The organism is Arthrobacter ginkgonis (genome assembly GCF_039540195.1).
GTDB lineage: Bacteria > Actinomycetota > Actinomycetes > Actinomycetales > Micrococcaceae > Zafaria > Zafaria ginkgonis.
In genome coordinates this window covers 182,825-205,172 of sequence record NZ_BAABEO010000026.1, presented here as the reverse complement: position 1 = coordinate 205,172, position 22,348 = coordinate 182,825, and the positions used below count along the sequence as shown (strand labels likewise).

18 protein-coding genes are annotated in these 22,348 nt (G+C 69.7%); 9 read left to right on the top strand and 9 right to left on the bottom strand.

The features are described from left to right. Positions 1-201 precede the first annotated feature (201 nt). Positions 202-810, bottom strand: a complete 609-nt coding sequence (locus ABD912_RS20400) for a MerR family transcriptional regulator (RefSeq protein WP_345153799.1) — start codon at positions 808-810, stop codon at positions 202-204. Between the two features lie 92 nt (positions 811-902). On the opposite strand from ABD912_RS20400, the gene ABD912_RS20395 reads away from it, so the two are divergent. Beyond that, complete coding sequence (locus ABD912_RS20395; protein WP_345153797.1) at positions 903-1,391, top strand: DUF2306 domain-containing protein; 489 nt, start codon at positions 903-905, stop codon at positions 1,389-1,391. A 128-nt stretch (positions 1,392-1,519) separates the two neighbouring features. Here ABD912_RS20395 and ABD912_RS20390 read toward each other — a convergent pair whose 3' ends face one another. Together ABD912_RS20390 and ABD912_RS20385 are read right to left on the bottom strand one after the other, a co-directional pair. Beyond that, a complete protein-coding gene (locus ABD912_RS20390) occupies positions 1,520-2,179 on the bottom strand; it encodes a response regulator transcription factor (protein WP_345153796.1) in 660 nt (219 codons plus the stop codon). Continuing rightward, positions 2,176-3,489: a sensor histidine kinase gene (locus ABD912_RS20385; RefSeq protein ID WP_345153795.1), complete on the bottom strand. Its 1,314-nt coding sequence runs from the start codon at positions 3,487-3,489 to the stop codon at positions 2,176-2,178. Before ABD912_RS20385 ends, ABD912_RS20390 begins: the two co-directional genes overlap by 4 nt. Positions 3,490-3,683: 194 nt before the next feature. Here ABD912_RS20385 and ABD912_RS20380 point away from each other — a divergent pair, with 194 nt between their 5' ends. Both ABD912_RS20380 and ABD912_RS20375 read left to right on the top strand, forming a co-directional pair. Beyond that, entirely contained in the window at positions 3,684-4,772 is a 1,089-nt protein-coding gene (locus tag ABD912_RS20380; RefSeq protein ID WP_345153794.1) for an ABC transporter permease, read from the top strand. A gap of 73 nt (positions 4,773-4,845) precedes the next feature. Further along, entirely contained in the window at positions 4,846-5,550 is a 705-nt protein-coding gene (locus ABD912_RS20375) for an ABC transporter ATP-binding protein (protein ID WP_345153793.1), read from the top strand. Here ABD912_RS20375 and ABD912_RS20370 read toward each other — a convergent pair. The 3 genes from ABD912_RS20370 to ABD912_RS20360 all read right to left on the bottom strand — a co-directional run bounded on the left by ABD912_RS20370 (position 5,547) and on the right by ABD912_RS20360 (position 8,030). Next, complete coding sequence (locus tag ABD912_RS20370; protein WP_345153792.1) at positions 5,547-7,235, bottom strand: formate--tetrahydrofolate ligase; 1,689 nt, start codon at positions 7,233-7,235, stop codon at positions 5,547-5,549. The genes ABD912_RS20375 and ABD912_RS20370 overlap by 4 nt on opposite strands. A gap of 487 nt (positions 7,236-7,722) precedes the next feature. Beyond that, complete coding sequence (locus ABD912_RS20365; RefSeq protein WP_345153791.1) at positions 7,723-7,854, bottom strand: hypothetical protein; 132 nt, start codon at positions 7,852-7,854, stop codon at positions 7,723-7,725. Beyond that, entirely contained in the window at positions 7,854-8,030 is a 177-nt protein-coding gene (locus tag ABD912_RS20360; RefSeq protein WP_345153789.1) for a hypothetical protein, read from the bottom strand. The genes ABD912_RS20365 and ABD912_RS20360 overlap by 1 nt, the downstream gene beginning before the upstream one ends. Positions 8,031-8,837: 807 nt before the next feature. Between ABD912_RS20360 and ABD912_RS20355 the strand changes: the two genes are divergently transcribed. After that, positions 8,838-10,193 (top strand): SLC13 family permease, encoded by a 1,356-nt coding sequence (locus ABD912_RS20355; protein ID WP_425548116.1) that lies wholly within the window; start codon positions 8,838-8,840, stop codon positions 10,191-10,193. A gap of 148 nt (positions 10,194-10,341) precedes the next feature. On the opposite strand, the gene ABD912_RS20350 is transcribed toward ABD912_RS20355, so the two are convergent. Then, on the bottom strand, positions 10,342-11,283 hold the full coding sequence (locus tag ABD912_RS20350; protein ID WP_345153785.1) for a LysR family transcriptional regulator: 942 nt from the start codon (positions 11,281-11,283) through the stop codon (positions 10,342-10,344). A gap of 273 nt (positions 11,284-11,556) precedes the next feature. Between ABD912_RS20350 and ABD912_RS20345 the strand changes: the two genes are divergently transcribed. From ABD912_RS20345 to ABD912_RS20335, 3 genes are read left to right on the top strand one after another with little or no spacing between them, the layout of a single operon-like run. Then, positions 11,557-13,878 carry a PrpF domain-containing protein gene (locus ABD912_RS20345; protein WP_345153782.1) on the top strand — a complete coding sequence of 774 codons (2,322 nt, stop codon included), beginning with the start codon at positions 11,557-11,559 and terminating at the stop codon, positions 13,876-13,878. A gap of 9 nt (positions 13,879-13,887) precedes the next feature. After that, positions 13,888-16,062 carry a tripartite tricarboxylate transporter permease gene (locus ABD912_RS20340; protein WP_345153780.1) on the top strand — a complete coding sequence of 725 codons (2,175 nt, stop codon included), beginning with the start codon at positions 13,888-13,890 and terminating at the stop codon, positions 16,060-16,062. A 42-nt stretch (positions 16,063-16,104) separates the two neighbouring features. Next, a complete protein-coding gene (locus ABD912_RS20335) occupies positions 16,105-16,485 on the top strand; it encodes a universal stress protein (RefSeq protein ID WP_345153778.1) in 381 nt (126 codons plus the stop codon). A 103-nt stretch (positions 16,486-16,588) separates the two neighbouring features. On the opposite strand, the gene ABD912_RS20330 is transcribed toward ABD912_RS20335, so the two are convergent. Further along, positions 16,589-18,046: a CCA tRNA nucleotidyltransferase gene (locus tag ABD912_RS20330; protein ID WP_345153776.1), complete on the bottom strand. Its 1,458-nt coding sequence runs from the start codon at positions 18,044-18,046 to the stop codon at positions 16,589-16,591. A gap of 171 nt (positions 18,047-18,217) precedes the next feature. Here ABD912_RS20330 and ABD912_RS20325 point away from each other — a divergent pair, with 171 nt between their 5' ends. Both ABD912_RS20325 and murJ read left to right on the top strand, forming a co-directional pair. After that, the gene (locus ABD912_RS20325; protein ID WP_345153774.1) at positions 18,218-18,754 is read left to right on the top strand and encodes an NUDIX hydrolase; all 537 of its coding nucleotides are present in this window, start codon (positions 18,218-18,220) and stop codon (positions 18,752-18,754) included. After that, on the top strand, positions 18,738-20,564 hold the full coding sequence (gene murJ / locus ABD912_RS20320) for a murein biosynthesis integral membrane protein MurJ (protein WP_345153772.1): 1,827 nt from the start codon (positions 18,738-18,740) through the stop codon (positions 20,562-20,564). Before ABD912_RS20325 ends, murJ begins: the two co-directional genes overlap by 17 nt. A 112-nt stretch (positions 20,565-20,676) precedes the next feature. Here murJ and ABD912_RS20315 read toward each other — a convergent pair whose 3' ends face one another. Next, entirely contained in the window at positions 20,677-22,347 is a 1,671-nt protein-coding gene (locus tag ABD912_RS20315) for an FAD-dependent monooxygenase (protein WP_345153770.1), read from the bottom strand. Position 22,348: the final 1 nt, after the last annotated feature.

Here is a 22,348-nt window from a genome sequence, read left to right as displayed (position 1 = left end):
AATCCCCGCCCGAGCAATACAACGACGACATCGCCAAGGAGAAGGTCGAAGCCTTCATCCGCGGCGACATCGAGCGCTAAGGCCCGGCGCTCACAAACACCGAGCACACGACGGCGGATGGTTGCCTTTCCGGGCAACCACCCGCCGTCGTTGTGTGTCCGGGGAAGTTCCGTCTCAGGGATGCCGGCATCCCGGTCCCGTTCAGCCCCGGGGACCGCGCATGGCCCGCGAGGCTTGGGCCACCGCCAGCATCTTCAGCAGCAGCTCGCCGTACAGATGGGTGCCCGCCGCCACCGTCATCACCAACTCGTCCCTGCTTGCCGCCTGCTCCGCGTGCCCCACGTCCAGTGCCGCGAGCTGGTCCACGGCCGCCGCGTACGCCGCCAGCACCCGGGCATCGGCCGGCACGCCCAGCTGGTCCATCCGGTGCAGCAGCAGGTTCAGCGAATTCCGCGCCGGGGAGGATTCATCGGCCCACCGGCCGGGACCGACCAGCCCGGCCATCAGCGGGTGCTCCGGAACCTGATCCTCCGCCAGGCCGAGGACCAGGGCCTGGACCCGGCCCATCAGGTCCACGTCGTCGAGGCCGGGATCGTCGATGCCGCCGGTGATCTCCTTGATCCTGGCCAGCCCCAGCCCCACCACCCCGCGCAGCACCTTGATCAGCTCCAGCCGCCGCAGATGCCCGGGCCCGTAGTCCGCGCGCGGCGAAGCGGCGGTGCTGCCCGGAGCCAGCAGTCCCTCGCGGAGGTAGAACTTGATGCTCGCGCTGCTCACGCCGCTGCGGCTGCTGAGTTCCTTCAGCTGCATGGGCGTCTCCTCCTGAACTTGCGGTCCCGCCAGCCCGCGGGCCCCCGGGGCCGCCCGTCGACGGAATGGGATAGTTACACTATCCTAAAATCATGGAGCACTGGAACTGGCTCATCGCCACCCATGCCATCGCGGCCGGCTACGTGATCGTGCTGGGACCTGCCAACATCTTCCGCCGGAAAAAGGACAGGGCCCACCGGATGATCGGGTACAGCTGGGTCGGCGCCATGTACTACGTGTGCATCAGCAGCTTCTGGATCCGCGGAGACGGCGGCTTCACCTGGCTGCACGGCCTGTCCGCCTTTACCCTGCTCACCGTCACGCTCGGCCTGGTCTCGGCCATCCGGCGCCGCATCCAAAGCCACCGCGGGAACATGATCGGCTCCTACATCGGCACGGTGATCGCCTTCGCCTTCGCCACCCTGGCGCCGGGCCGGCGGATCCCGCAGCTGCTCTCCGAGGAACCGGCCACGCTGGCCTTCGCGGCGGCGCTGGTCCTGGCCAGTTCCGCCGCGCTCTTCCTGACCGCCCGCAGCCTGGCACGCAAGGCCCCGGACCCGATTCCCGCCCGCGTGCCCTGACGGGCCAAACCCGCGTCCCCACGAAACGGGCCCGGGCCAAAACAGTGCAGACCAAAACAGTGCAGGCCGAAGCAGCGCGGCAGATCCCAAGCGACCGCCCGCCGTCGTCCTGCCTGCGGAGCCCCACGCTACCCTGCGCGAATGATCCGCCTGCGTGCCGCCTCCGCGATGGCCGCGGTGCGGTTGTCCACCCCCAGCTTGCGGTAGATGTGGACCAGGTGGGTCTTCACCGTCGCCTCGGAGATGAACAGTTCCCGGGCGATGGCCCGGTTCGCCATCCCGGAGGCCAGCAGCTGCACGATTTCCACCTCCCGGGCGCTCAGGGCCGGCCGGGGCTCGCGGATGCGTCCCATCAGGCGGGCCGCGACCTCAGGCGCCAGGGCGGTCCGCCCGGACGCGGCCGCGAACACGGCCTCGCGGATCCGTTCCGGGTCCGCGTCCTTGAGCATGTAGCCGGCGGCCCCGGCCTCCACCGCCGCCAGGATGTCCGCGTCGGTGTCGTACGTGGTCAGGACCAGCACCGGCGGTGCGGTCCGGCCGGCCGCGGCGCGCTCCCGGATCCGCCTGGTCGCCGACACCCCGTCCAGGCCCGCCCCCATCTGCAGGTCCATCAGCACGACGTCGACGCGGACGCCGAGCGTCTCCAGACGGTCCAGCTCCCGCAGCGCCCCCTCACCTTCCGCGGCCTCCGCGGCCACCTCGACGTCCCCGAAGTCCGCGAGCATGGCCCGCAGCCCCGCCCGCACCACCGGATGGTCGTCAACCAGCAGGACGCTGATGCCCGTCATGCCTTTTCCTTTCCGCCCGCCAGCGGCAGGCGCACCGCCACCACCGCCCCCTCCCCGGGGGCGGATTCGACCTCGAGGCTGCCGTCGAGCCCGGCGACGCGCTCGCGCAGCGACGGCAGGCCGTAGCCGGTCCCGTCCGCCCGCGGGCCGATCCGCGCGGGCGCGAACCCGATCCCGTCGTCGTACACGTCCAGGGTCACGTCCTCCCCCAGGAAGGCCAGGCTGACGACGGCGGAGCGCGCCTGCGAGTGGGCGGCCACGTTGGCCAGGCTCGCCTGGGCGGCGCGCAGGAGCGTGGCCTCGTAGGCTGCCGGGAGCGGGACGGGGTTCCCCTCGAGGACGAAGCGGCATTGGAGGGGACGTCCCGAGGCCGCGGACCGCTGCTCGGTGGAGGCGCACAGGCGCCGCAGGCTCGGAGCCAAGGGCCCGGTGGTTTCCGGGCCCGCCTGGGTTGGTTCTACGTGGTCCAGCAGCGGCGAGGAGAGCCCGCGGACGAACCGGCGCACCTCCGCCAGGTTGTCCGAGGCCGAGGATTCCACCAGGCGCAGGCGCTCCACGGCGCCCTCCGGGTCGCCGGCCTCCAGGGCACGGGCGGTGCCGCGGGAGAGCAGGACGATGCTGGACAGGCCCTGGGCGACGGTGTCGTGGATCTCCCCGGCCAGCCGGGCCCGCTCGGCGAGCGCCCCGGCCTCGTGCTGGGAGCGGGCCAGTTCGGTGCGGGTGCTGTGCAGCTCCTCCACGGCGCGGCGCTGGATCTCCCCGTCCTCGTAGAGCACGCGGTAGGCCGTCCCCATGAGGACCGCGAAGACGGCGCCGACCGCCGGACCGACGACCATCGCCGGCTCGAGGCGGCCGGAGTGCCACCACTGGGACGCCGCAACCGTCAGGGTCAGCAGGGCCACCGCGGCCACGGCGTGGCGGGGCCGCAGCAGGTGCAGGTGGAGGAAGAACAGCGGGAAGGCCAGCCAGGCGAAGGCCCCGCTGGCCAGCACCAGGCCCGCCCAGAGCAGCGTCACCGTGGTCAGCCACCAGTGGGCGTACGGCGCCGGATCGGGTCCGCGCCCGGTTGCCGCATGGTGTTTCTCCGCCAGCGTTCCGGCCAGGTAGACCGCCGCCAGCACGCCGGACATCCCCAGCACGGCCCAAGTGGTGGCGGTCCAGGGGGTTCCCCACACCGTGAGGGCCACCCCGAAGGCGAGCAGCGCGGCAAAGCCCACGTGCAGGCCCACGCGCATGGCACCAAGCACCAGGGACCGGTCGCCATGGCCGCCGGGGGTAGGGGTGCCGCCGGGGGTGTGGGGTGCAGGCATGCACACCAGCGTAGCGATCGCTCCGGCCGCGGGCGTCAACCGATCGGTTGACTCCGGGACCAACCCTTTGCCGGCGCGGAACCAACCGGTTCCACGATGTCCGCCGCGCCGATCGGCGGAAGGCTGGTGGTGGCCCGGAAAACCGGGATCCGACATCCTCGATCTCTCCACTCTTCCGACTGAAAGGAAGCATCGTGTTTTTGGCACTGCGGGACATCCGGTTCGCAAGGGGCCGTTTCCTGCTCATGGCGGGCGTCGTCGCCCTCATCACCGTGCTGCTGGTCCTGTTGTCCGGGCTGACGGCCGGCCTGGGCAACCAGTCCGTCTCTGCCATCCGGGCCCTGGGCGTCACCGCCGATGCCGTCGCCTTCGGGGCGCCGGCGGGCGGGTCCCCCAAGGCCTCGTTCACCGACTCGCAGGTCACCGCCGACCAGGCGCTCCGGTGGCGGCAGGCGGACGGGGTGGGGCATGCCGAGCCGTTCGGCGTCAGCCAGACCCGAATGACCGCCGAGGGGACCGCCAACGTGGCGGTGTTCGGCGCCGGTGGACGGCTGGCCCCGGCCCCCGTCGCCGACGGATCGGTGGTGCTCAGCCGCACGGCCGCGGAGGACGCGGGCGCCGGGATCGGCGAGCGCATCGAACTCGGCGGGATCCCCTTCACCGTCTCGGCGGTGGTCGATGACCAGTGGTACTCCCACACCCCGGTCGTGTGGATCTCGCTGGAATCGTGGCAGGCGGTGGCCCACCTGTCCGACGCCGCCGGCGGCCCGGTCGCCACGGCCATCGCCGTCGAACTGGCAGATGGGGACGCGGACGGCACCGCCGCCCGGCTCGCCAACGCGGACGCGCACACCACAACGACGAGCGTCAGCGGCGCCTTCCAGGCGCTGGGGTCCTACAAGAGCGAGAACGGGTCGCTGGTGCTGATGCAGGCGTTCCTGTACGGGATCTCCGCCCTGGTCATCGTGGCGTTCCTGAGCGTGTGGACCATCCAGCGCACCCGCGACATCGCCGTGCTCAAGGCGCTGGGCGGATCCGACGGCTACCTGCTGCGCGACGCGCTGGCGCAGGCCACGATCGTGCTGGCCTCCGGCGCCGCCGCCGGCGGGGCGGTCGGCATCCTCGGCGGGCTCGCCGCCGGGCAGGCCGCACCGTTCCTGCTTACCCCGGCGACCACGCTCCTGCCCGTCGCCGGAGTCGTCCTGCTCGGCCTGGCCGGCGCCCTGCTGGCGGTCCGCCGCGTGGCCCGGGTGGATCCGCTGACCGCGCTCGGCGGCAGCTGAGCGCCCCTCCCCGACCACCACGCCATCCCCTTCCCCGCCCCCCGACCCCTTCCCCGTCCCGAAAGGCGTCTCCATGACCCCCGCACTCAGCCTCACCGACGTCGTCCTCGACTATCCGGACGGGGAGGGGACCCTGCGCGCGCTGGACCGCGTCGACCTGGACGTCGACGCCGGGCGGATCCTCTCCCTGGCCGGGCCGTCCGGATCCGGAAAGTCGTCCCTGCTGGCCGTCGCCGCCGCCCTGACCCGGCCCACCTCCGGGCGCGTTGCGGTCGGCGGGACGGACGTCGCGGAGCTTGCGCCTCGGGAGCGGGCGCGGCTGCGCCTGGAGCGGATCGGCATCGTCTTCCAGCAGCCCAACCTCCTCGGGTCCCTCACCGCGGTGGAGCAGTTGCAGATCGCGGCGCACCTGCGCGGGGCCTCCCCGGCCGCCTCGCGCGCCCGGGCGCTGGAGCTGCTGGAGGTCGTGGGCTTGGCGGAGTCCTCGCACCGCCGCCCGCACCAGCTCTCCGGCGGCCAGCGGCAGCGGGTCAACATCGCCCGCGCGCTGATGGGCTCGCCGCAGGTGCTGCTGGTGGACGAGCCGACGGCGGCGCTGGACCACGAGCGCTCGGCGGCCATCGTTGCCCTGCTGGCCCGGGCGACGCGGGACTTCGGTCTGGCGACCGTGATGGTCACGCACGACACCGAGTACATTCCGCTCACGGACGCCGTCGCCACCATGCACGGAGGGCGGCTCGCCCCCGCGGTGCCCGCCGGGGCGTCGGCGTCGGCCTAGAAGAGCCCGACGGCGCGACCGGCGCCGTCCACGTCCATGCGCAGCGCCGCGGGGTCCTTCGGCAGCCCGGGCATGGTCATCACGGCGCCGGTCAGCACCACGATGAAGCCGGCTCCGGTCTTCGGGATCAGGTCCCTCACGTGCAGCGTGAACCCCTCGGGGGCGCCGAGCAGGGAGGCGTTGTCGGAGAACGAGTACTGGGTCTTGGCCATGCACACCGGCAGCCCGTCCAGCCCGGCCTCGTGGATCTCCGCCAGCCGGCGGAGGGCCTGGACGGAGTACTCCACCGCGCCCCCGCCGTAGACCTTGCGCACCACCGTCTCGATCTTCTCCGCCACGTCCAGCCCCAGCGGGTACAGCGGGTGCGCCTCCTGCCCCCGGTCCAGGACCTCCAGCACCCGGGTGGCCAGCTCGGCTCCGCCGGCCCCGCCGCGGGCCCACACGTCGGCCACGGCCACGGCCACCCCGCGCCCGGCGCACCACTGTGCCACCAGGTCCAACTCGGCCTCGCTGTCCGTCGCGAAGCGGTTGATCGCCACCACCGGCTCGATCCCGAACCGGCGCACGTTGCCCACGTGCCGCTCCAGATTGGCCAGGCCGGCGCGCAGCGCGGCGTCGTCCGGCTCTCCCAGCCGGTCCTTGGGCACGCCGCCGTGCATCTTCAGCGCCCGCACGGTCGCCACCACCACGACGGCGGAGGGCTGGCAGCCGGCGAGCCGCGCCTTGATGTCGATGAACTTCTCGGCGCCCAGGTCCGCGCCGAACCCGGCCTCCGTGACCACGATGTCCGCCAGCCCGCGGGCCGTCTCGGTGGCGACCACGGAGTTGCAGCCGTGGGCGATGTTCGCGAACGGTCCGCCGTGCACCAGCGCCGGGGTGCCGTCGATGGTCTGGACGAGGTTGGGCTTGAACGCGTCGCGCAGCAGCAGGGCCATCGCCCCGGCGGCCCCGAGGTCGCCGGCGGTCACCGGGCGGCCCTCGCGGGTGTGCCCGACCGTGATCGCTCCCAGCCGCTCCTTGAGGTCGGTCCGGTCCCGGGCCAGGCAGAAGACCGCCATGACCTCGGAGGCAACGGTGATGTCGAAGCCGTCCTGGCGCGGGACGCCCCCGCTCGTGCCGCCCAGGCCGATCACGATCTCCCTCAGGGCGCGGTCGTTCATGTCCAGGACGCGCTTGAAGGTGATGCGGCGGGGGTCGATCCCGAGCTCGTTGCCCTGCTGGAGGTGGTTGTCGATCAGCGCGGCGAGCAGGTTGTTGGCACTGGTGATGGCATGGAAGTCGCCGGTGAAGTGGAGGTTGATGTCCTCCATCGGCAGCACCTGGGCGTGGCCGCCGCCGGTGGCCCCGCCCTTGAGCCCGAACACCGGGCCCAGCGAGGGTTCGCGCAGGGCAATGACGGTGCGCCGTCCGGTGGCCGCGATCGCGTCCCCGAGGCCCACGGTGACGGTGGACTTGCCTTCGCCGGCCGGGGTCGGGGACATCGCGCTGACCAGCACGACCCGGCCCGGGGACTTGCCCGGCACCGGCGGCAGCCTGGACGGGTCCACCTTGGCCTTGTACCGCCCGTAGAGCTCCAGGGCATCGGCGGGGATTCCGGCGGCCGCGGCGATCTCTTCGATGGGCCGCATAACGGCCTGCCCTGCGATGTCGAGGTCGCTGTTGCCCGTGGCCGATGCTGTTGCCATCTGCCCCCGCCTTTCCGGTTTCCAGCCGCGTCGATGGAAAACGGTGCCCGGCTTCGGCGCCGTTGCGACCCAAGCTACCAGCAGAGTTCGCCTGCGCGGGGGCAGCGGCGCCACACGCCCGCGGAACGTCAGTGGGGATAACACGACAAAGCCCGCCGGGGTGGCCGGCGGGCTTTGTGATGGGCGCAGTGGGCGGTTCCATAGTTCCTCCTGCGTGTTGGCCGGTTCGAGGATCCTTGCGGACCGCTCACCTGCCAACACGCAGGAGCATCTGCGTCAGGAACAACATCCCTTCGTCCCACCCATTTCTTTTGGGTGTCCCCACCGCCCAGCTACGTTGCTGGCCGGCTGCGTTTTCGCTGTGGACCGGAGTGTCCTCACCGGGCCTCCCCCAATCACGCGTTTTACTCTACACGGTAGATGTGACTTGCACCACTAGGTTTTGTGAGAAATCCAAATCCGTGGATAAATTCCCCCAATCCCGCTCCTACCTGACACGCAGGAGCATCTGGACCGGAATCTGGGTCTCGTCGCGGAGGCGCGGCTCGGGGTTGTAACTGGTGTTCCACCACTTCGGGGCGGCCTGGTTCCGCTTGCTGGACTGGCGCTTCACTGTCATCACCTCCCCTGCTGCGCGAAGGCGGAAGGAGTGCGGACCGTGGCCGCAGCGGGGGACGATTGCCGGGAGCCGTTCACGCCGCTTTGTGAGCGGACATTGAGCGTCTCGGGCCCGGCGAAGATCAGTTCCGCGGAAAAAGGCTGACCCGAGATGAGGGAGTGGGTGTTCGTGGACATGATGGCTGCTCTTCCTTGGGAGGGTCCTCTGAAACCAGGGGCCTCGGGAGCAGCGTCCGCGACGGACTACTCTGAACGCGCTAGCAGCGGTGCGCTGCTCCGGAGGCGGGGATGATGGCACGGATACGTCGGCCTGGGCCGGTCGGAGCGGTAAACACTCCCTCGAAAGCGATCATGTCGATCATCAAACCCACCTCCTCTCAGTCTCGTTAGCGCAGCGTCGCCGGCCGGAAAGCCAGGCTGCTGCATTGTCCGCGGACCGGGAAATTCCTATTGGGATTTCCCAATCACAAGTTCCACGCTACATGCCCTGGGTGAGAAACGCCACTCCCCCGCCGAAAATTCCCCTTCCCAAAGTCCGCCCAGCATCTTGCCCTAAGAAGGATGTCTTGACCCGCCCTGAAGCGCGGCAATCGGTCGTGATTTAAGCATGTCTACAGAGTGATGAATCATCTCAACATTGCCTTAATGTGTGATGTGGCTCAAGCTCTTGTATAGCCGCCTTCCAAGGCTGCGGCCCCGCAGATCGCGGTCGTCGCAAGGTACCGCGGAGACGGCGAAGACGGCGGCCCCGGCCCCGGCTCCTGTCCTTTGTGGGGAACAAGGGCACGCCCACCCCTTGCCGGAGGGCTCCTTCAGCCCTCTCCGCCCTCTTCTTCAGGGCGTTACCAGATATTTCCCGCCTCTTTCAGGGAGGCAATCTCCAAGGAGACCACCATGACCGAGACCATCCGTGACACTGAGGCCCCCGAGGCGGGCGCCAAGGATGGGGATGCGGCACCTGTCGCGTCCCGTGGCCGCCGCCGTATGCTGATGTGGATGGGCGCGGGTCTCGGGGTGCTGGGGCTCCTCGTGTGGGTGTTGATCCGCGGGGTTTTTGATTCCGGTCCCAGTGCGGAGCCGTCTATGACCGCGGTCCAGATCATTCCGCTCGTCATCCTCGTCGCCATGTTCGTCGTCGCGACGAAATGGCCCCTGAATATCGGCGTGATGGGCCTGGTCGCTTCCTTCGGCGTCGGCTACTTCATGCTCGGAATGAGCGACAAGGAAATCCTTGCGGAGTTCCCCGCCAGCATCGTGCTGACGATCATCGGCGTCACCTACTTCTTCAGCATGGCCCAAAGGAACGGCACCATCGACATCGTCGTCCAGGCCTGCGTGCGCCTGGTCAGGGGCAGGACGATGCTGCTGCCGTGGGTGTTCTTCCTGATCGCCGCGATGTTGACCGCCCTGGGCACCTTCTCCCCCGCCGCCGTCGCCCTGCTGGCGCCGGCAGCCATCGGATTCGCCTACGAATCGCGCCTCCATCCCGTTCTGATGGGCGCGTTCATCATCAACGGGGCCCACGCCGGCGGCTTCTCCCCGCTGTCGGTGGCCGGGGTGCTGGTGCACGACATCGCCTTGGAGAACGGCTTCCCGATCTCCCGCGGGGCGCTCTTCGCCGCCAGCTTCACGCTCAACCTCATCCTCTCCGCCCTGACCATCATCACGTTCGCCCTCCTGGGCAAGCTCCGCGACGCCCACGGCGGCCAGCACGCCGACATCGATGCCGCCCGTTCCACCCGCCCCCACGGCCAGCAGATCCTGACCCTGGCGCTGATCGCCGTGATGCTCGTGTGCACGCTCGGGTTCCACATGCCGATCGGTTTCGTCGCCCTCTCCGCGGGCCTCCTGCTGGCACTGGTCAACATCAAGGAGCACCACACCTTCATCGGCGGGATCTCCTGGTCCACGGTCCTGCTGGTCGCCGGCATGATCACCTACGTCTCCCTGCTCCAGCACGTGGGAGTGATCGACACCCTGGCCGAGCAGGCCCTGGCCCTGGGCGCACCGCTGCTGGTTGCGCTGGTCCTCTGCTACGTGATCGGCATCGGCTCGGCGTTCGCCTCCTCCACCGCCCTGCTGACGGCTTTCATCCCGCTGGCCGGTCCGCTGCTGGCCACCAGTTCCCTAAGTGCCTCCGGCACGGTGGCCGCACTGGCCATTGCCGCCACCGTCGTGGACGTCTCCCCCTTCTCCACCGATGGGGCGCTGGTCGTCGCCAACGCCCGCGAGAACGATAGGCAGCGCGTCTACCGCCAGCTGATGACCTACGCCGGCGCGGTCGTCCTGGTCGCTCCAGTCCTGGCATGGGCCATGCTCGTCCCCACCGGCCTCATCTAAGGCACCGCAGCTCTACTGCTCCAGCGAGCAACCATCGCAGCAAGCGGCCCGCCATCACCGGATGACGGGCCGCTGCCATGCCCACCGGTCGGGCCTGGGGCGGGACTGACAAGCAACAAGCCTGAACGACCTGCGCCGATGCCGGCGGCTAGGAGGACGGCTGGGACAGCGCGCGGTTCTCCAGATCGCGCCGCCACTCCTCGGCGACCTGCATAAGCAGCGACTGGAACGCCACCTCCGCGGGCGCCCGCACCCGATCGTGCCGCTGGGCCAGCACGACCCGGCGGGAGGGTGCCTCGTCGCCGAGCGAGAGGACCTTGACGCCCGGGTGGTGGTTGACGACCGCGGAAAAGGGTGCCAAGGCGATGCCCAGGCCCACGCTCACCATGGCCTGGGCCTCCTGGTAGTCGTTGGCCTGGAACGAGATCCTCGGAGTGAAGCCCGCGGCCCGGCACGAACGTTCAAGGACTTCCGCGACGGGGTGGTCGTCGGCGCGCACGATCCATTGCTCCGATTTGAGGTCGGCCATCGCCACGTGCGTCCTGTCGGCCAAGCGGTGCTCACTGCCGACCACCAGCACCGTGGGCTCGTCGAAGACCGGGGTGAGGTCGAAGTCCTTCGGATCGAGGGGGTTCCACGCGTATTCCCACAGCAGGCACAACCCCACCTCGCCGCGCCCCAACAGGTCCACGAGCCCTTCGAGGCGCTGGCTGCGCACATCCAGCTTCACGGCGGGGTACTCGTGGCGAAAACGGCTGATGACCAAGGGCAGGAACGATCCTCCCGCCGTGGGGAACGTGCCAACGCTGACGCTGCCGCCATGGAGGCCGGCCAGGCTCGCAAGGTCCGCGGCGGCAGCATCCATCTGGCGAAGGATCGTCCGGGCATGGCCCGCCAGGACATGCCCCGCATCGGTCGGAACCATGCCCCGCGAATGCCTGCGCAGCAGGGGCTGCCCGACCTCTTCCTCAAGCTTGCGCAGTTGCTGGGAGACGGCGGAAGGAGTGTAGAACAGTTCGTCCGCCGCGGCGCTGACCGAACCGGTTTCCACCACCTTCAGGAGCACCTGCAGCCTTTTTACATCGAGCACGGCCAACCGTCCTTTAGCGATACTTAAAGCCCTTGAAGAAGTGTAAGCGTCCTTTGACGAACGGGCAAAGCAGGTGGTTGTGCTGGCCCCTTTCCGGGGAGAAGCGCCCCGGAGCAAGCCGCCAAGCCCTTGTGCGGAGGATGAATTTAGCAATTCTACAAAGAGCAGTAGAAGCGGTAAATGGTAATTCAATCATGTTTGGCGCACCATCGAAGTAGAGATCGTGCCGGAGGTCACATTCCGGCGGCCCTACTGCACCAGTTTGGACGGAACATGAACAACACCACGCTTACGGTTCCCACCGTGTGGATGCGCGGCGGAACCAGCAAATGCTGGGTTTTCGAACGCGGCGATCTGGATGCCACGGGCCTCCCCATCGACGACGTGCTGCTGCGGCTCTATGGGAGCCCGGACCCGCGGCAGGTCGACGGTGTCGGGGGCGCGACCTCGACCACCAGCAAGGCGGTCATTCTTTCGAAGTCGTCCGAACCGGGCGTGGACGTGGAATACACCTTCGCCCAGGTGGGCATCGACGAGAACAAGGTCGACTGGGGCAGCAACTGCGGCAACTGCTCCGCCGTCGTCGCGCCGTTCGCCCTGGAGAAGGGGTGGGTGCAGCCCCAGCGCGGCGAAACGCTGGTGCGGGCCCGCAACACCAACACCGGGCAGATGATCCTGCAGCGGGTCTCCACTCCTGACGGCCAGTGGGACCCGCAGTTGGACACCACGATCCCGGGTGTCCCCTTCCCGGGAACGGCCGTCGGGCTCGGTTTCGTGGACCCGGCCGGGCGGACCACCGGACGGCTGCTGCCCACCGGCAACGCCGTCGACGCACTTCCCGTCGGGGGCGCGGAGGTCCAGGCGACCCTGCTCGACGCCGGCGCGCCCCTGGTGATCGTCTCGGCGGAGACCGCCGGCCTGGGCGGGGTTCCGTTCGAGGGCTGGAGCCTGGAGGTCCTGCCGGAACTGGAGCGGCTGGACGCGGTCCGCCGGGCCGGAGCGGTGGCCATGGGCCTCGCCGTGACGCCCGAAGGGGCCGAGCGGGCCATTCCGAAACTCGCCATTGCCGGGCCGGCCGATCCTTCCTCCGCCGCCTCGGAACGGGCGGACGTGCAGATCATGATGCTTTCCATGGGCAACCCCCATCCGGCGTTGGCCATCACCGGAAGCGTCGGGCTCACCATCGCCGCCGGCACCGCCGGAACCGTCGTCCAGCGCGCCCTTGGCGCCCCGGCGGGCGAGGACCTGCAGATCCGCACGCCCGCCGGCACCATCTCCACGTGGCGGCGCAGCATCGACGGCAGCGACGTCGTCGGATCCACCCGCACCGCACGCGTCCTGGCCCGGGCCAGCCTGCCCCTCGCCCTTCCCGTTCCCGGCACCGGAGCCGCCCCAATGCCTCAGGAGGACCTCGTGCCAACCGCACCGTTCCGGGCTTCGGAAGAGCCCTCGCCGCTCGCCGCGCTGGCCGAGCCGGCCCGGCACTCCCGCCGCACCGTGCTCACCGCCGTCGGCCTCTTCGCCGCCCTGGGCCTGGGCACCACGATTTTCGGCGGAAGCCTGCTGAACCCGGCGGCCACCACCGAGGACGGCGACTTTGCCGGGGAGACCATCCAGATGGTCATCCCCCTGGCCGAAGGCGGAGGCACGGACACGTGGGCGCGCTTCATCGGGTCCGAAATGGTTCACTACATCCCCGGGACGCCCGGCTTCGCGCCCACCAACGAGGCCGGCGGCGAAGGCATCACCGGGTCGAACCACTTCGCGACCTCGGCCCGCGCCAACGGCACCGAGGTCCTGGTCAGCACCGCCAGCACCGTGGTCCCGTGGGTCCTGGGCCGCGATGCGGTCAAGTACTCCTTCGAGGACCTCACCCCGGTCCTGGTCAACGGCACCGGCGGCGTCATCTACGCCCGCACCGCCGCGGGCGTCGGGGACGTGACCGATCTCGTGGAGCGGGACAAGCCGCTTGTCTTCGGCGGCATCAGCGCCACGGGGCTGGACCTGACCACCCTGGTCGCCTTCGACCTCCTCGGGGCCGACACCACGGCCACCTTCGGCTTCGAAGGACGCGGGCCGGTGAACCTGGCCCTGCAGCGCGGGGAGGTGGACATCGACTACACGACCACCAGTTCCTACGCCTCCGCCGTCGAAGGCATTGCCAAGGAAGGCAAGGCGACCGTGCTGATGTCCTTCGGGCAGCTCGACGCCGGCGGAAACGTGGTCCGCGACCCCAACTTCCCCGACGTCCCCACCGTCGCCGAAGCCTACGAAAAGATCCACGGACAGGCGCCCTCGGGCGAGAAGTTCGAGGCCTACAAGACGCTCCTGGGCCTGACCTACACCTACCAGAAGGGCCTGTGGGTCCCCCAGGGCACCCCGGAGAAGGCGGTCGCCCTCCTGCGCGATTCGGCCCACGCCATGTCCGAGGACCAGGCCTTCAACGGCAGGGCGGACAAGATCCTCGGCGGCTACCCGATCTCCGCCGACGAGACCCTTCCCGAGCGCGTCGCCGAGGCCTACACGGTCTCGGATTCCACCAAGCACTACGTGCAGCGCCTGCTGCACGACACCTACGGCATCACCGTCGAATAAGGACCCACAATGCTTGATTCAGCCATGGCCGCACTGGCCTCCCTGGCGGACCCCGCCCTGCTGGTGATGCTCCTCATTGGAGTCATCGCGGGCCTGGTCATGGGCCTCATCCCGGGGCTCGGCGGCACCGGAGCCGTCGCCATCCTGCTTCCCGTCACCTTCGGCATGGAGCCGGCTCCGGCGCTGGCCCTGCTCATCGGCGCCCTCGCGGTCGTCCACACCTCCGACACCGTCTCGGCCGTCCTGCTGGGCGCGCCGGGGTCGGCCTCCGCCTCGGTCACCATGCTCGACGGCTACTCGATGGCCCGCCAGGGCCAAGCCAAGCGCGCACTCAGCCTGGCCTTCCTCTCCTCGATGGCCGGAGGCGTCATCGGCGCCATCGGCCTGACCCTGGCCATCCCCCTCGCCCGGCCGCTCGTGCTCTCCTTCGCGAGCCCCGAGCTGTTCATGCTCACCGTGCTCGGCGTCGCCCTGGCCGCGGTCCTCTCCCGCGGCAACGTCGTCAAGGGACTCGTCGCCGGCATGCTCGGCCTGCTGCTCGGCATGGTCGGCACCTCCCCCACCACCGCAGAGGAGCGCTTCACCTTCGGCAGCCTGTTCCTGGGCGACGGGCTCTCGCTCGTGGCCGTGGCCCTGGGCATCTTCGGCCTGGCCGAGATCGCCTCCCGCGCCAGCCAGCGCAAGGGCGAGGAGGCCCCCATCACGGTCACCGGAGGCTGGGGCTCGGGCATCCGCGAATGGCTGACCCACTGGACCCAGGTCATCCGCGGCGCCCTGATCGGCATCTGGGCCGGGGTCCTGCCCGGGGTCGGCGCCACCGCCGGAACGTGGCTCGCCTACGGCCAGGCCGTGGCCACCGCCAAGGACAAGCGCAAGTTCGGCAAGGGCGACCCCCGCGGCATCGTCGGCCCCGAAAGCGCCAACAACTCCGTCGAAGCCGGAGACCTCATCCCCACGCTGCTCTTCGGCATCCCCGGCGGCGTGCCCTCCGCGATGCTGCTGGGCATGCTGCTCACCTACGGCATCCAGCCCGGGCCCAGCATCATCAACGACCATCTGGACCTGATGTACCTGATCGTCTGGTCCTTCGCCATCGCCTCCGTCCTCGGTGCCCTCTTCTGCTTCCTCACCGTCCGCCCGTTGGCCTCCCTGACGAAGGTCCCGTTCGCCGTCCTCGCCGCCGGCTTGGTCGCGATCATGCTCCTGGGCTCCTTCCAGGAGGGAGGCCAGCTCGGCGACCTGTGGGTCATGCTGCTGCTCGGCGTCGCCGGATGGGTGCTGAAGTCCACCGGCTTCCCCCGCGCCCCCTTCCTCATCGGCTTTGTCCTGGCCATCCCGCTGGAGCGCTACTACTTCCTCACGGACAGCCTCTACAACGGGCTGGACTGGATGCTCCGCCCCGGCACCCTGGTGTTCATCGCCATCCTTGTCCTGCCCATCCTGTGGAACATCTTCAAGTGGTTCCGTGCCCGCCGCCGCCTGGACCGCGACGACGACCCCCGCCTCGAAGCCGCCGGGGATTCCGAGGCCCCGCTCCAGAACAGCGCCTGGTCGCTCGGCGCCGCGGCGGCCGCGCTCGCCGTGTTCGCACTCTCTTTGGTGTTCTCCGCCGGCTTCTCCCCCGAAGCGAAGCTGGTCCCGCAGCTGATCGGCTGGTTCGGGCTCATCCTGGCCGCCGCCCTGGTGGTACAGGAAGTCCGCGTCCGACGCCGCAGGCCGGCTCCCGGGGCAGCCCCCGCTTCGGCCGCCACAGTCCCGCTCGCCGTCGCGCCGGCCGGCGGAGCCGCGGTTCCGCCGGCCGTTGGAGGGGACGCCGGGCCCGCGGGCACGGGCCCACGCTCCACCGCGAAGCATGCAGCCACCGGGACGGTGTCCCTGGCGGCCCCGGCCACGGACTCCGCATCCGCGCCGGTTGCCGTGGAGGAGCCTTCACAGGAGCCTTCCGACACCAGGTTCGCCTTCAAGACCTTCGCGTGGATGGCCGGCTTCCTGGTCCTCACCGCGGCGATTGGCTACCTGGCGGCGGTGACGATCTTCGTGCCGGCCTTCCTCCTGGTCGTGGCCCGCGCACGGACCAAAACCGCCATCATCTACACCGCGGTCCTCTATGTGGTCCTGCTGGTGCTGCCCACGCTGCTGCCGATCGAACTCCCCCAGGGCTGGCTGGGACAGTTCGTGTCCTGACCCCCTCGACAGCCTGACCCCCACCGACAGAAGGAGCAACACATGGCCGTCCTGGCTTGCTACACCAACACGGCCGAAGGGCGTGCAGCGGTGGACCGGGCATTCATCGAGTCATGCCGCCTCGACGATGAACTGGTGATCATCAACATCGACACCCACCGCTCCCCCGCGGATTCCGTGATACCGGGCATCGACCTGGACGGCTACAACGCCGGCGGCCGCAAGGTCACCGTCCTGCCGCCCGCCGAAACGGTGCACGACGCAGCCGACCTGGTCCTGCAAACCCAGCAGGACCTGGACGCGACCCTCATCGTCCTCGGCCTGCGCCGCAGGTCACGGGTGGGAAAGCTGATCCTCGGGAGCCACGCCCAGCGCATCCTCATCGAGGCCGACTGCCCCGTCCTCGCCGTGAAGGCCGTCTAGCGGCCACGCATCCGAATCAGCCGGCCCGAACCTGCATCCCTAGACCCGCAGGTTCGGGCCGGCACTTTTTGGCCCCCTCCAGCGGAAACGGAATCGGGCCGTCCTACGCCTCCAGCGTCTCCGCGGCCTCCTGCGCCTCCGGCTGGTCAGCCCACCAGGCGCGCAGCTCGGCCTCGGCGGCCTCGGCGCCCATCGGCCCGTTGTCCAGGCGCAGCTCCAGGAGGTGCTTGTAGGCGCGGCCCACCACCGGGCCCGGCCTCAGGCCCAGGATCGCCATGATCGCCTGTCCGTCCAGGTCCGGGCGCACGGAATCGAGCTGCTCCTTGGCGAGGAGCTCCTCGATGCGCTGCTCCAGGTCGTCGTAGGCGAACGCCAGCCGCTCGGCCTTGCGCCGGTTGCGGGTGGTCACGTCGGAGCGGGTCAGCCGGTGCAGCCGCTGCAGCAGCGGACCGGCGTCGGTGACGTAGCGGCGAACCGCCGAATCGGTCCAGCCCGCCTCCCCGTACCCGTAGAAGCGCATGTGCAGCTCCACCAGGCGGGCCACGTTCTTGATCGTGTCGTTGTCGAAGCGCAGTTCGCGCATGCGCTTCTTCACCAGCTTGGACCCGACGACGTCGTGGTGGCGGAAGCTGACCGCCCCGGAAGGTTCGAAGCGGCGCGTGGCCGGCTTGCCGGCGTCGTGCATCAGCGCCGCGAAGCGCAACACGAAGTCCGGGCCGGGCACCGGCCCGTCCTGGCCGGTCTCCAGCTCGGCCGCCTGCTCCAGGACCTGCAGCGAGTGCTGGTAAACGTCCTTGTGGCGGTGGTGCTCGTCGACCTCGAGCTTGAGCGCGGCCACCTCGGGCAGCACCCGGTCGGCCAGCCCGCTGTCCACCAGCAGGTCGATCCCCGCGCGCGGATCGGTCCCGTTGATGAGCTTCACCAGTTCGTCGCGCACCCGCTCGGCGGAGATGATCGTGATCCGCTCGGCCATGTCGGCCATCGCCTGGCGCACCTCCGGGGCGACGCCCATCTTCAGCTGCGAGGCGAAGCGGGCCGCGCGCATCATGCGCAGCGGGTCGTCGGAGAAGGACGACGCCGGCGTCCCCGGCGTGCGCACAATCCCCGCCTCCAGGTCGGCGGCGCCGCCGTACGGGTCCACCAGTTCCAGCGAGGGCAGGCGCAGCGCCATCGCGTTCATGGTGAAGTCGCGGCGGTAGAGATCGTCGTTCAGGGATGTGCCGAAGGCGACAATCGGCTTGCGCGAATCCGGGTCGTAGGCCTCCGCGCGGTACGTGGTCACCTCGATCGTCTCCTGGCCCTTGCGCAGGGCGATGGTGCCGAAGTCCCGGCCCACCTCCCACGTGGCGTCCGCCCAGCCGGCGACCACGTCCAGCGTCTGGTCAGGGTTCGCGTCGGTGGTGAAGTCCAGGTCCGGCGAGACGCGTCCCACGAACAGGTCGCGGACGGGCCCGCCGACAAGGGACAACTCGTGGCCGGCGGCCGCGAAGAGGCGGCCGATCTCAAGCACGACGGGCGGGAGGATCTCCGCGAGGGCAGTACGGTCGGGAAGCTGCTGCATAGTGCTTTAAGCGTGCCAGACTTTCGCCGGTCTGCCACGCCGGGGGGACCGGCGGGCGGGCGCCGGGGAGGGGTCCGGCTGCCGCACCCCGGGATTAAGCCCTCGGCTTGACGGGGGCCCGCACCGCGCCAGACCCCCGTGCGGGCCAAAAGAATGGATAGAGTGGAGTGCATGGCCCATCCAGTCCCGAGTGCACCGAAGCGAACGCCGTTGACGGCGTCGCTGGCGCACGCGCAGGCGCAGCCGGGCCACAGCCTTCCGACCGTGGAAGAGGTCTCCTCCGGCGGCGTCGTGGTGGACCTGTCCCGCCAGGACCTGGCGGTGGCGATCATCGCCCGCTACAACCGCGGCGGCCGCCTGGAGTGGTGCCTGCCCAAGGGCCACCCGGAAGGCCGCGAGACCAACGAGCAGGCCGCGATCCGCGAGGTGGAGGAGGAGACCGGCATCGCCGGGCGCATCCTGGCTCCGCTGGGCAGCATCGACTACTGGTTCACGGTCTCCAACTACCGCGTCCACAAGACGGTCCACCACTTCCTGCTTGAGGCCATCGGCGGGGAACTGACCATCGAAAACGACCCGGACCACGAGGCCGTCGACGTCGCCTGGGTGCCGATCGCCGAACTGGGCCGCCGCCTGTCCTTCCCCAACGAGCGTCGCATCGCGGAGCTCGCCCGAGAGGTTCTTCCGCAGCATGTCCACGGAGCCTAGGCCCAACCCGATCCGCCCGCCGATGCCCGCATACGGGCCCGGAACCAATCGCGGCCAGTCGGCCGCGACGGCGTACGTCCCCGAGACCGCCACCGGCAGCCTGCCGATCGTGGAGGCGCCGCAGGCGCCGGCCCGTCCCCCCGAGCAGCAGCGCAGCCACTCGAAGGCGTACGCCCTCATGGCTTCCGGCACGATGGTCTCGCGCGTGCTCGGGTTCGTCCGCACCGCGATGCTCGCCGTCGCGATCGGCTCCACCACCACGGTCGCCGACATCTTCGAGAAGGCGAACGTCATCCCGACGATCATCTTCATGCTGCTCGCCGGCGGCATCTTCAACGTGGTGCTGGTTCCGCAGCTGATCAAGGCCTCCAAGGCCCCCGACCGGGGCTCCGACTACACCAGCCGGCTGATCACCCTGACGGTGGTTGTGATGGCATTCTTCGCCATCCTGCTCACCGCCCTGGCCGGGCCCCTCATCGGGGCGCTCACCAAGGACTGGACGGATCCGATGCTCGCGCTCGGCACCGCCTTCGCCTACTGGTGCCTTCCACAGGTCTTTTTCTACGGCGTCTACGCCGTGGTCGGGCAGGTGCTGAACGCCCACGGACACTTCGGGGCCTACATGTGGGCCCCTGTCGTGAACAACGTGGTGCAGCTGATCGTGATCGGCGCCTACATCGCCCTCTTTGGCGCCTACAACGGCTCCACCGACCAGTTGGCCACTTGGACGCCGCAGCAAACCCTGCTGCTGGCGGGAGGTTCGACCCTGGGCATCGCGCTCCAGGCCCTGGTCCTCTTCCTGCCGCTTGCCCGCACCAAGCTGGCGATCCGGCCGAAGTTCGGCTGGCGCGGCATGGGCCTGCGCCACGTGGGCAAGATCGCCGCGTGGACGCTGGCCTCCATGATGGTCGGCAACATCGCCTCGCTGCTGTACGCGCGGCTGGTCTCCGTCGCCGCAGCCGCCCGCGCGGCCCTGCCCGACGGCGGGGCCTCGGTGCCGGGCGAATACGCGCTGAACACCTCCCAGCTGATCACGGTGCTGCCGCACTCGATCTTCGCCCTCTCGCTGGCCACGGTGCTGTTCAACGACCTCTCGCGGGCCTTTGCCGACGGGGAACGGGAGAAGGTCGCCCCGATTCTCTCGCGCGGCCTGCGCGGGACCGCGATCCCGGTGGTGTTCTTCTCGGTCGGCTTCATCGTGCTCGCCGGGCCGATCGGGCGCCTGTTCAGCGGCACCTCCGCCGACGGCGCCGCCGCCGGCGCGGCGATCGGCCAACTGGTGGTGCTGACGGCGCTGGGGCTGCCGTTCAAGAGCATCCACTTCTTCCTCATCCGCGTGTTCTTCGCCGAGGAGGACACCAAGACGCCAATGCTGATCCAGTCCGCCATCGCCGGCATCGGCCTGGTGTGCGCCTACACGATGGCCGCGGTGATCCCGGCGACGCAGATCGCCATCGGCATGGCCCTGCTCTACGGGGTGACGAACGTGCTCTCCGCCGTCATCGCCCACGTCCTGGTGGTCCGCCGCTACGGGGACTACGGCACCGCTCAGGTCGCCGACACCTACGTCCGGGTCGGCTGGATGGCGCTGCTCTCCGGCGTCGTCGGCGCCGTGGCGCTGGGGCTGATGGGCGGCTACTCCAACGGCTACGCGTGGAGTTCGCTCAGCGCCGCGCTGGTGACGATCGCCGTCGTCGGAAGCGTGATGCTGGTGGCCTACCTGCTCCTGCTGCGCGCGGCGCGGGTGGCCGAACTGGAGGAGTTCCTCGGCCCGCTCACCCGCCGCATCCCGGCGTTCAGGAAGCGCTAGCCGCCGCAGCCGCGTGCCGGGGCCGCGGCGTCGTAAGCGAAGTGCCCCGATCCCTGGCTGCGCGCCGGTAGCGGGTGTTGGTGCCCCTCTCCGGCGGAGAGGGGCACCAACGCTAGGCCATTACGCGGTGGGCGCCCACACGGTGGGCGCCGCGAAGCAGGTCGAAGAGCGCCCCAAGGTTCTCCGGCACCTTGGTGCCGCGCCAGACCACGTGCTGGTCTTCGCGCACCAGGGTGAGCGGACAACGGTATTCCGCAGGCAACAGTCCGGGAGCAACTTCGATCACCGTGAACGGTATGCCCCTGCTCTGCGCCTCCTGCACCAGCGGCGCGGTCTCACTGCCCTGGGCGGAAATGAGGCTGTACCCCTGAGTGAAATGGTCGTAGAGGGAAGTTCCGTCTTCGAGCCAGAAGTGCGGGGCCCGGCACCCCGGCACTGTCGAAGCGGAAAAGCTGCCCATGGTGTACTGCGGAGCAGGCTCATCGTCATAGGAAATGATGGGTGAATTGTCGTAGACGTAGCCGTAGTTCAACCCGGCGGCGGCGAACTGCTGGGTGTTCAGTTCAATGACGGCCTGCCCGAATTCCCTGCGGGAGGCCTCGCCTTCGGGAGTGGCCTCGTCCAGGTTCGCGGGCATGTCCGGCCGGGCGAGCTTCTGCTGGTGGGCCATGGCGAAGCGTGAAACCTGGTCGGTGATCGGCTGGCGTTCGGCCTCGTAGGCATCCAGGATGCCTTCGTCGGCCCAGCCGTTCAGATGCGCTCCCAGCAGCCAGGTGAGGTTCAGAACATCGGCGATTCCGGCGTTCATTCCGAATCCGGCAAACGGAACCCACAGGTGGCTGGCGTCCCCGGCAATGAACACTCGCCGATCACGGAAACGATCGGCGAGCAGCCGACGGGCAATCCAGTCCTCCTTGGACACCACTTCGTAGGCGAATTCCTCATCGACGCCGAGGATCGCCCGGATCGCCGCCTCGCGGTCAACCGAGTTGTCACGCGCCTCATCCTCCGACAGGTACGTGTGCACCAAGAAGGTCTCGTGCCCGTCGATTGCGTACACGTGCCCCAACCGCCGGGCGTTGAAGGTGTAATAGCCCCATGCGCGCGGCTCGTCGGCACCCATGAGCCCGTAGAGCTCGGACGAACGGATGCAGGTGGATTGCACATGCTGCAACACCGGGTCGCCGCTCAGCTTCAAGCCGAGTTGCTTGCGCACGCTTGAACTTCCTCCGTCGGCGCCGATCACGTAGCGGCCGCGCAGGGTCCGCGGGTTGCCCCCGTCCAGGTCGGTGGTCTCGGCCCAGGCCGAGGTTTCGTCCTGTCCGACCGCGACGAATTGGGTGCGGTTGAGCAGGACCACCCCGGGGGCTTCCGCGGCGCGGCGGGCCAGGATCGGTTCGAGGAACGTCTGGTTGATGCGTTGCGGCGGCTCGGGCGTCTGCCAGGAGGTGTCCGGCCCGGTGCGCGAGGTGTAACGGTCCCGGCTTGCCGGGATCGGAATCCGCCCGAACTCCCGGCCGGTCAAGGAGGTGCGGAAGGCGACATCCTGCGGGTAGTCGGCCGGCAGCCCCGAAGCGCGCACCTCTTCGGCGAGGCCCAAGCGGCGAAAACGTTCCATCGTGCGCGAGGCCACGTGGTTGCACTTTACGTTGGGCGGCTCGAGAAACCCGCGTTTCTCGACCACGAAACTGGTGATGCCGCGCGCGCTGAGGTCGAGTGCGGCGACGAGGCCCACGGGTCCCGCACCGATGATGATGACGTCTGCATCCAGCTTGTCTGGCATT